General features: G+C 46.8%; 8 protein-coding genes. All 8 read right to left on the minus strand.

What is annotated here, in order from left to right:
* Positions 1–86 precede the first annotated feature (86 nt).
* Positions 87–707, minus strand: a complete 621-nt coding sequence (gene cas6e, locus KDK19_RS11190; protein ID WP_257291975.1) for a type I-E CRISPR-associated protein Cas6/Cse3/CasE — start codon at positions 705–707, stop codon at positions 87–89.
* The gene (gene cas5e / locus KDK19_RS11195; protein WP_257275565.1) at positions 694–1,362 is read right to left on the minus strand and encodes a type I-E CRISPR-associated protein Cas5/CasD; all 669 of its coding nucleotides are present in this window, start codon (positions 1,360–1,362) and stop codon (positions 694–696) included. Before cas5e ends, cas6e begins: the two co-directional genes overlap by 14 nt.
* Positions 1,362–2,579 (minus strand): type I-E CRISPR-associated protein Cas7/Cse4/CasC, encoded by a 1,218-nt coding sequence (cas7e, locus tag KDK19_RS11200; RefSeq protein WP_257291976.1) that lies wholly within the window; start codon positions 2,577–2,579, stop codon positions 1,362–1,364. Before cas7e ends, cas5e begins: the two co-directional genes overlap by 1 nt.
* A gap of 36 nt (positions 2,580–2,615) precedes the next feature.
* Complete coding sequence (gene casB, locus KDK19_RS11205; protein ID WP_257275567.1) at positions 2,616–3,065, minus strand: type I-E CRISPR-associated protein Cse2/CasB; 450 nt, start codon at positions 3,063–3,065, stop codon at positions 2,616–2,618.
* Positions 3,066–4,610: a type I-E CRISPR-associated protein Cse1/CasA gene (gene casA, locus KDK19_RS11210; RefSeq protein ID WP_257291977.1), complete on the minus strand. Its 1,545-nt coding sequence runs from the start codon at positions 4,608–4,610 to the stop codon at positions 3,066–3,068.
* Between the two features lie 217 nt (positions 4,611–4,827).
* Positions 4,828–5,520 (minus strand): HNH endonuclease, encoded by a 693-nt coding sequence (locus KDK19_RS11215; RefSeq protein WP_257275569.1) that lies wholly within the window; start codon positions 5,518–5,520, stop codon positions 4,828–4,830.
* A 3-nt stretch (positions 5,521–5,523) separates the two neighbouring features.
* Positions 5,524–6,897, minus strand: a complete 1,374-nt coding sequence (locus KDK19_RS11220) for an AAA family ATPase (protein WP_257275570.1) — start codon at positions 6,895–6,897, stop codon at positions 5,524–5,526.
* Between the two features lie 233 nt (positions 6,898–7,130).
* A partial coding sequence (cas3, locus tag KDK19_RS11225; protein ID WP_257291978.1) for a CRISPR-associated helicase Cas3' occupies positions 7,131–8,213 on the minus strand: 1,083 nt, incomplete at its 5' end.

Here is an 8,213-nt window from a genome sequence, read left to right on the forward strand (position 1 = left end):
ACACCATGGACATCCGATCTTTGATTGGGATGGGTTTTAGTGAGATAAACGACATCTTACCTCCCTGTTATCGTTCTCTTCCAGTCTTAACAAGCAGCAAAACTTAACAGCCCCATGCCAAAGGATTTTGCAGGCCCTATGCCTTCAGCCACAGCCGTTTGCAATGCTGTCGGATCGTCCACCAGCACTAGCCCCTCAAACAACACCGGCTGCACCTTACCACTGCGCTTTTCCCGTGTTTTGCGGAAGTAAAGTGGATTTTCCTGCACTATATTGACCGCCTGTAAACAGGCTCCGGACTGTTTGAGTTTACTGCTCAGCCATTGCTGTTGCTGTTCTTCACTGATTAAAGGCACCCTGACCGAACGGGTATGAGTTCTACCGTTACGGGTCACTGTACCTTTACGCTCATCCTTCATTGCCTTAACTGGATTACATCGCAGTCGGAATCGCAGTTGCTGACCTTGCTGAAATTGATAATTTACAACTTTCGTTGCCAGACAACGAACATGTTCACCGCTGTCAGCTGGCTTTAAGTGTGATTGCATTAAGACCTGAGCCCCAAACGCACGACTCAGGCTTTCTACACGAAACAAAAAGGTGCGGTTATCATTCGGTCGATCAGGAAACAATTGCCACAAAGCCCGATGAAGTTCGTAAGCATTGTTACTCTTTGCAGGGGCAATATGCACTTTAGCCAGATACATCACATCCCTCCTCTTTCGTCAGCACCTGCACATGGACACTCCGATTAGCAAACTGCCTTGGCTGTTCAGTGATGGGTACATCCCTGAGTTGAAGCGGGCGGCTGCCTGATTTTTCTTCGTTGTAGACTGTACCGGCTACAGGTTTAATTTTAATCAGTGCAGCCAGCGCATCTTCGGCTTCAATCATGTTTTCAAACAAGGGTCGAACCAATGGACAACTCCGTCGGCCCAGAACCGGAGTGAAGACGGGTTTGTGTACGGCTTGCTGCAATTGTTGCAGAGAGATACTGGCTTCTGCCAGATTCCAGATGGCAACAGTGTATTTGGCATCCTGCCAATACTCACGCCAGGTCTGAATGGTCTGATGGCTTTTCAGTCCTTGATAATCAACCCGTGCATCCTTGACGGTGTGGTAGTCAGTCATTTTTATCGGCCTGTGTTTGCCCTGGTCAATACGCACTGCAAAGCCGACACTCGTCGCTAGTTGGCGCTGCCTTTCAAAGTCTTCACGGTCAATACCAAGACAGGCTCCCAGAAGACCCAGCAAGGCACTGCGCCCCGGAAAAGCCTCCGATGGTCGTAATCCTTCAAAGCTGTGTTTGCCCCAGCTTTGCAGGGGACCTTCCAGTTTCAGAATCAAATGCTGTCGCATCATCAGTCCTCACCGTTGTTTTGAACCCATTGCTTCAGTGCGGATAAGGATTCAACAGCACTAATACCTTTAGGAACTTCAACGTCTTCAAGCACAAATTCGGCACAGCTATCATCCAGATCAAACCCTACGGCCAGTTTTTGCCAATGATCATGGAGTTCGTTTATTGAAGGACGGCGGAAACCATTGCCAGTTTCCTTAACGGGGTCTTCGAAGGCATTGACCAGAGACAGTGGCTGATCAGAAAAACAAACCAGTGCCAGGTCAGCCAAATTGTGGGCAGCAAAACTTTGTTGCTTGGCAGAAGGCACTTCAGTGGCAAGCATATGCAACACATGGGCAGCAACTTCCAACGCCTGTTCACGGGAAGCATCACCCAGATTTTTTTGTAATTGCTGAAGGTTCAGGCTGGCATAACGATAAAAAACGCCAGAAGAAAATTCCTGGGTATCCAGATGGCCTGATCCTATTTCCTGCAAATCATCAACGGCAGTGAACCAGTCGATATCGGCATCAACTGCGTGAGTGGTGATGGAATGAGCCACTGCGAGAGCCCCATCAACATTGGTCATTAAACCTGATGTTGCCATTCGACCCGACAGAGCAATATCTGTTGTTCGTCCACAAGCTTTAACCATTGCTTCAGTGCGCTCTTTTAGCTCTCTTTTTACTATTTTTGCCAGAAAAATATCTTTAACTTCATCATCAGATAATTTCGGCTTCTTTGCCGTTGCCTTTCTTTTACCCTCTTTCTCTATAGCTTTTTTCAGTGACTCATAATCCTTTTCATTTAAATCAGACTCATAGATTTCTTGAACAAGCGCACAAAATGTTTTGAACTCTGAGACAGACCAAGGTGCTACTGCTATTTTCTTTTGTGTGCTTTCCTCGTCTGATTCCACACCATCATCTGAGTCATCAATCACCTTGCTGGAAAAAAGCTCTATGCTCTTAGAAATCCATTTTTCATCAATTTTTGGAGCCAGCTGAGTTAATTCTTTCCCTAACAGCTCCAGTTGTCTGGTACGAATTGATACCTCGGGAAAATGCACCTGATAGTACTCACTGGTGCGCATTGCACGCTTCAAGCTCTGGCTGGAAACACGCACCCGGCGTTTACCACCGAAAATAGCCGATTTCTGCATATTCATGTCATCACGGTTAAGGCAGGACGGGCTATGGGAAATCAGGATATGGAAGTTTACAAAGTTCTTATTCATAAGGTTGTCCTTTTAGATGTCAGGTAAAAAAACGGTTCAGGAGGACTCTTTCTGATGCAGAAAGAAATTTTCCAGCAATTTTTGCTTTTGTTCAGGCTTATCCCAGCTCAATAGCAGCCAGGCTGCCTGCGAAAAGTCAACGACTGGTTTCACGTACTGCAACAAACGGCGCAACTGAATCAGATCATTGGGTTCCTGTGAGCGAATCACCATAAACAGCCGTTTTTCCCTGACTCCAGCCTCAGCCAGAGCTTTACCCAATGAATTACCACCATCCTGATGTTGCAGATATGGCAGACAATAAACCAGCCGCCGAACATTTATATGGCTGCCATAACCTCGCGTTAGCCGATAAAAGGCGGGGACTTCAATGAGATCATCGGGTGTCGAAACCCTGCGTAACTCGGCTTTGTAACCAGCGCTCAAATCATCATAACGATTCCACAACTGGATGAAATCCTGAGACTTTTTGTTAGAAGGTTGCATTTAATTCTCCTCTGTCACCACAGGCTGAAGTTCAGCCAGTGATTTATTCAGGCTGCGCCGGGCCAATGCCAGTGCTTTGAGCATTTTGGGTTCCTGCCGGTAGGGTTGTGTGAGCTGATCAAATAATTGCAATACTGCTTGTTTTAATTGAGTGCGCAGGCGATCTATAGCGGGTAGTGGCTCCTTGAAATTGATATCGGCAAAGGTGTCCCGAATCCATTGCTCTGTTTGTTGGAAGTAGAGGTCGTCACCCGACTGGCAGAGATTGACACCAGAGCCTTTGATCTCTTTGTTTTTATCCTTAATACCATCTGAAAAGAGATAGAGCGCCTTGCGCAAAGCCGTTTTGTAACCCAGTCCTATCTTTATGATATAGTGGATCACCTCTCCGTGTTCAGCCCAACCATCTGCCAGACTGAAAAACTCATGGCGCCGTTCCAGTACCGTTGCCTGGTTGTTTCTATAACCGCCGATAACAAATCGTAAATGCTTCTGCTTGATCAAATTGTCATCCCTGGTCTGTATCAGTACAGGAGCAGGGATTTGTCCTTCTTTACTGGATTCCATTGCCACAACCAAACGGCTTAGTTGAGTCCAGCCAGGTGCGGTGGTGGTAAACGACGGAAACTTTTCTTCTTTCTTGCCTTTGACAATCTTGAAGGTTCGGGCTGACAGCGGGTGCGGCCAGTTACCCTCCACTGTGTAATTAAATTTGGCTTTATTAAAACCTTTATACAGGGGTGCAGAGGCATTACAGACACTGCAGCAACCTTTGTCTTCAGCAGGCAAGAGTTCAAAATGTGCTGGTTGCCATAGTAGCCCACGAGCAAGACCGATGTTCGTTGCTCGAATTTTTTCTCCTGCTTTGACGGGATCAACATAGTTTGGGGCTTGTTGAGCAGTAGCTTGATGCCAAGGCATAACAATGTTACTCAAACGCTCCTGATGCAGCACATTCAACCATACTGTTGTACGCAGATCAGGCTTGGTAATTAGTTGCGTAACAGGCCCGGTAATCAGTTGCGTAATTGGTGTGCTACCGCGCAGGCTTCCCTTGAAGCCACCGCCCATGCTGGGACAGTTATTAGCCATGTTAAATAAGGCGATCGCCGTACAGCTGCCACAGAGCCCTTCTGCTAATCCATGAGGATTAACAAAGGGTTTGTTGGTTCCGTCTGCCACACCTGCCAGCAGCTTATCCATCGGGGTCGGTTTGCTCGCCTTAACCCCGCGGATTTGCATAAACGGCGTATCCGGGTGATTCAGATCAAACCAGGCCTCTTTACCCTTGACCCCCTTCAGAAACTCATCGGTAGACAAGGGCTTTTTAAGTCGAGCCAGCAGCTCTTTTCGATCAGATGGTGTGAAACAAACCTGAGTGATAGCTGCCAATAATTGCAAACAAGCCAGCTCAAAATCATCGCGGGGTAGGCAAAGGTCACCCCTTTCCTCCCCACATAAGAGTTGCCGATAGGTGATCCAGTGCCGGGCACCCTCGTACTGAAGGGGAATCCACGGTTGGTCAAGTAATGAAAATGGCTTCAATTTTTTATGTCTCTTCAAATGACAAGCAGTGTAAAAACCAAGATTCACGCAGCAAGCTTATGGTCATTGAAGAGTTCAAAATCGTAACGTCTGCTTCAAGCCAACCCAACAACCACAACATGCTGCTACAGGATGAAGAGCATAATAAAGCCTAGATATAATTATTCAAGTGGTTAGTTTATATCAAGTCACCAGCAGACAAGATTGCTTAAGGATGTTATATCTGACCGCCTGGCCTTAATACAGGATGACCATCGGTATCAAAACAACTTTGAGCAGTACCCGGTAAAGCACGAATCAGACGATTGAGCATATCGCTGTCATTTGCAAACACAGTCATCCAGATGCTCCAGTAAGCATGACCAACAGCCGTTTCAACAACCTGATCCCTGAAGTCTTCATTGTCATTGCGCTGTAACCGTTGCTTGGTTCGTTGGGCAATTTGCCAGACTTCTCTTCTCTGTTGCCAGCGACGATCAGAAGCTGTTGCTTGCAAAGGCGTTTTATCCAGGCCAGTTAGTCGGATAGTTCGCATAGCTTTTTCTCTTTCAGAATCAGAGAGTGACTGATTCGGGCGAACAACCCCGTCCTCTGAGTATTCAAAAGCTCTGAAAGTATTATCTGCATCAGGCCAGAAGCAGCTGTTTATAAGCGGATCATGATCACCCTTGGTTGAATTGCAATTCGTACAACCCAGCAGAAAGTTTGACCAGGATAATGCCGAATCTTCGTGATGTTTTTTCGGCAGAACATGCTCAACTGCCAGAGATGCGTCAAGCTTCATTTCACAGTAAGAACAATAACCACCCAGTCTTTCAATTAAATCCCTTCGGGCATTTTGGTATTGACTGAATTGCTTTGGATTTCCATTCGCATCCAGAGGCTCAGCCTCCTTATCCACTGGCCTCATGAATTACTCCTCTACAGCTTTTCCTTTGCCCAGACCGGCTGCGGCTCGTTCCATCTCAAGAAAGGCATGGTAAGCCACATTATCACTGAAGGGTGCGCTCAGCTCGTCCAGCTCCTGCTTTAACTGCTCTTTCTCTTCCTCTGAAGCAACGTTCGCTTGCTGAAGCAACGTGTAATATTTTTTAGCGGTATCATTCATTGCCTGCCAACGCTGACTCCGAGAAGGCACCTCAACGCCCATCACCCTTTCCACAATATCTTCAATACTCTGATCACTGAATGGTTCTTTTGGCGCAGGAGACGCTGCTTCAGAGCTTTCATCTGTGGGAAGAAAAGAGTTCAAGTCAACCACTTCACCGGGTCGTAAAGATTGAATGATGAAAGGAGAATGAGTAGTAGCAATAAACTGCACTTTCGGGAATGCTTCCCGCAGGTCATTTAGTACCCGTCGTTGCCATTTGGGATGCAGATGCAAATCGACTTCATCAATCAGCACAATGCCAGGGGTTTCTAATGGGGCCATCTCCATCAGATGAGGATTCAGACGACCTGCTCTGTGTGCGATATCTGCCACTATAGCCAGAGTATTACGATAACCATCACTCAGATTATCGAAGCTGAATAGCTGTCCATTTCCCAGCTCAATCATTAGCTGCTGCAGTTCAATATCAAAATAAAAGTGCCTGCACTCAGGTATACAAAATTGAATCGACTTACGAACCGCCTCAAGTACGCCGAATTTTTTACCCTTCTGGAACGAAGCCTGTTCCAGCTGGGCAAACCATCTAAGAAACAACTTGTGGCTGGAAGCCGGATCAAGGCAATCACGATAGCCTGCCGATCTGGATTCAGGCTTCGTCAACTTTACATCTTGTTTGATATGCCAAAGACGACCAGTGCCGTAGTAACCAAAAACGGGCAACAGGACTTCTTCGCCTTTTTCCACCCTGGCTCTGGCGTCTTTCCCCACTTTGGCAATGTTCTTTGCCAGAATACGGGTCGTTTTACCTTTCTCGGATTTCAGTTCCCGAGTCCAGTGCAAGTCTTCCAGAAGAGATGAATCATTACTATTGGCCAACTCGGCCAGAGAGGCACGACAAGAAAGCGAAACCCCTTCGTCCCACTGCGGCTCAAGAGTGACTGTGTCACCCAGATTGATCTGCTTTAGCCGTACCTCTTCCTTACGGATATGCCGCCCTACACCAGCTTTGAAATCCAGCAGATAACTCCCCATCATAATGGACAGAGCATCAAGAATGGCGCTTTTACCGGTTGCATTATCACCAATGAGGACTGAGACATTCGTATCAGTATTAAACTTGAAGACCGAGTCCTCAAACTTCCGAAAGTTTTTGAGCCTGAGCTCACGTATCTTCATACATTCACCTGAACCTGCGAACCCTTGTCAGACCTTGCTAAACAAAGGCTCTGGATAAATCAGAGACCTCAATCATAACCCTTAACAACCCTTTGTGCCCGTGTATCTAATAACAACTCCACCAAAAAGAGCCAATGTTATATAATGGAAATTCCCTCTCACAGAGGGATGAACCGTGGTTTGTTTATATAAAGCTCAGTTCACTCCCTGTTCCCCGCGCCCGCGGGGATGCCTCATTTTTTTATGCGCTGAAAACCAGCCTCCGCAGAATACTTGTACTCTGTCTCCCCCCAGTGCCCCCGGTAGCCTTGCTCGTCGGCTTCCATTTCCAGCCATATTAATCTGACATCATCCATATCGGGCAACTGCCCTTCATTTTTATTCCAACTGGCTGGTATTCCAAGACTGTTAAGGCTAATTTTTTCAAAACGGTTACTTTTATCCAACTCATCAACCACCGAACCATCCAACAGGCAACGTTCACCCTGAGCATTGGAAATAACTGGAACCAGTGTCAGATTCATTTCACCGTCACGGGTAACTGCAGAAATTTTATCATCAGTGTCTGCCAGCGTATTCATCGCGGATTTAATTAATACTTTTGCGCCCATACGCTGGCTTTGCTGATGATCAGCAAAATCTTGATGAGACGCCATAACCCAGTCAGGCTCACTCCCCCAATCTTCTTCATCATAAACCGACTCAATCCATTGCCGATATGCTTCAGGAAATTCAACGATATTCCCAGAACCCGCCAACAACTGTTCAGTTCGCCATAATATACGACTATCACCATATATTAATTCATGCAGCTGATACTCTTCAGACTCCGGTGGCACCAGCACAGTACAAAGAGGTTGATCAAATCCCTCAGGACGCTTGTGCTTGTTTTGATGTCGATGCAGCCGACCCCAACGCTGGAATAACAGGTCGACGGGACAAAGTTGACTGATCATCCAGTCCATATCAGCATCAATAGAACATTCAAAAACCTGGGTACTGACCAATATATTCCCCTTCTGTCGCTTACCTTCAGGGCCAAACAAGCCAAGAACTTTATTTTCTTTCTTCTCACGGTCAGCAAACACAAAGCGAGAGTGAAACAGTATCAGCTGGTCTTCACTCAGTCGCCCTGCCGCTTTTTTCCGTAACTGTCGTAGAGACTGCTGCGCTACATCAACAAGATTGCAGATAAAACAGACCTGAGCCCCCTGCTCTGCGGCAGTAATCATTCGCTCCAACAAGTCATCATCAGGCAACAACCCGGATACGGTTTGCAGTTCGATATTGACATGCGTTTTGGCGGGCTGCTGACG

The sequence above is a fragment of the Endozoicomonas sp. ONNA1 genome (assembly GCF_024606325.1).
Taxonomy (GTDB): domain Bacteria; phylum Pseudomonadota; class Gammaproteobacteria; order Pseudomonadales; family Endozoicomonadaceae; genus Endozoicomonas_A.

Coding starts and splice junctions, on each gene's coding strand:
- cas6e (WP_257291975.1), bottom strand. CDS start 707: ATGTATCTGGCTAAAGTGCATATTGCCCCTGCAAAGAGTAACAATGCT.
- cas5e (WP_257275565.1), bottom strand. CDS start 1,362: ATGATGCGACAGCATTTGATTCTGAAACTGGAAGGTCCCCTGCAAAGC.
- cas7e (WP_257291976.1), bottom strand. CDS start 2,579: ATGAATAAGAACTTTGTAAACTTCCATATCCTGATTTCCCATAGCCCG.
- casB (WP_257275567.1), bottom strand. CDS start 3,065: ATGCAACCTTCTAACAAAAAGTCTCAGGATTTCATCCAGTTGTGGAAT.
- KDK19_RS11215 (WP_257275569.1), bottom strand. CDS start 5,520: ATGAGGCCAGTGGATAAGGAGGCTGAGCCTCTGGATGCGAATGGAAAT.
- KDK19_RS11220 (WP_257275570.1), bottom strand. CDS start 6,897: ATGAAGATACGTGAGCTCAGGCTCAAAAACTTTCGGAAGTTTGAGGAC.